Genomic DNA, 1461 nt, shown 5'->3' with positions numbered 1-1461 from the left:
CAGCGCAAATATCTGGAATAGACATTATGGACTTAGATGATGCTGCTTTAGAACTTATGAGAAACGGGATCTATGCAGAAGCAGGAATGGGTTGTACAGGACCTATCATCCTAGTAAATGATGCTAACAAAGAGAAAGCAATAGTTATCTTAGGAGAAAATGAATATATAGCAGTAGAAAAAACAAGCTGCTAATATTAAGAACATAGAAATGAACTGCAACTATTAGACCAGTGTTTAATCTAAAAAGGAGTCATCAATTTATTTTGATAGCTCCTTTTTTTTGTCGCAGATTACACAGATTTAAAAAATTTATTTTGACCTTTCCTCTTAAAGTTTATCGTCGTCCTACTTTGCAATAATCATCTGGCAAGATAAACTTCTGGCACTTTTTGGTTACTTTTTTTTGCTTTTAACCTAAAAAATAAATCTGTGATCATCAGAATTCCTTCCGTGTATGCGACAGCATTCGCGCTCTATTTCTTTCTTTTAAATCCTTTGAACACGGATCTCTTTGAGATACACAGAAAAATATTTAATCTACACAGATCAAAATCTTTTCTCTTGGTTTTAATCGAAGTTTATAGTCGTTGAGCTTCAGCAGTACTGTTCCTACAACAACGATCGTGACTTACCTTCTAAGACAAGATGCTTATAGCTTCGGTTTCTCTGGTTTGAGAGAAACCATAAAAAGGAGGAGTCGAAACCTTCTTGATTTTCTTTGGTTCGTTTCTTTTCGCATTTTTATTTTTTCTAATAATATTAGAGAAAATAAAATACTCGCGACATCCGAAATGAACCCGTATTAAAGAGGGACTCTTTAGAATTTTATTTTTGTCGCAGATTATACTGAAATTTATAACCCTCACTACATCCACTTTGTTACTCCCTACGAGGGAGCAACATAAGAAGATGGTAGAGCTTTATTTTTGATCATGTACATAAAAAAAGAGCCATCAATATTAGTCGATGACTCTTTCAGCTTCTTTTGAATTTCTTCAAAAAATAAAAAAGACTTGGCAAGTTCCTATCCTCCCAAGGGGCTGCCCCCTAAGTACTTTCGGCGTTTACGGACTTAACTTCTGGGTTCGGAATGTGACCAGGTGTACCCCCGTAGCTTTTCTTACCAAGCTAACTATCTTAACAAATTTTTTAGCAATAAATTAAATTCATCACAAAATTTCGTTAGACATACTTTCTTATGAATGTTGTACATTCAAAACTATATAATAATGTTTTTTAAATTAACTCTTTTCTACCCGTAAAGGGCATCACCAATATCTCTAAAATTTACTTTCGTAAATCTAGAATATTGAGATTCTAAATCATTTTGCTTTAGGTTAAGTGTTCGTCATATTAGTATTGGTCAGCTAAAGACTTCACAGCCCTTACACCCCCAACCTATCAACCTCGTAGTCTCCAAGGTGACTTATCAATGATAGAATACTTATCTCTGAGTTGG

The 1461-nt window shown here is 34.2% G+C and carries 2 rRNA genes and 1 pseudogene; 1 reads left to right on the top strand and 2 read right to left on the bottom strand.

What is annotated here, in order from left to right:
* Nucleotides 1-194, top strand: a pseudogene (locus tag DYH56_RS16090) (YARHG domain-containing protein); the annotation flags it as partial.
* An 819-nt stretch (nt 195-1013) separates the two neighbouring features.
* On the opposite strand, the gene rrf reads toward DYH56_RS16090, so the two are convergent.
* Nucleotides 1014-1130, bottom strand: a 5S ribosomal RNA gene (rrf, locus tag DYH56_RS15670).
* 205 nt (nt 1131-1335) lie between these two features.
* Nucleotides 1336-1461 (bottom strand): 23S ribosomal RNA (locus tag DYH56_RS15665); the annotation flags it as partial.

It is taken from the genome of Psychrilyobacter piezotolerans (assembly GCF_003391055.1).
GTDB classification, from domain to species: Bacteria; Fusobacteriota; Fusobacteriia; order Fusobacteriales; family Fusobacteriaceae; genus Psychrilyobacter; species Psychrilyobacter piezotolerans.
The sequence above is the reverse complement of the archived record's forward strand: the minus strand, read 5'-3'. Positions and strand labels throughout refer to the sequence as shown.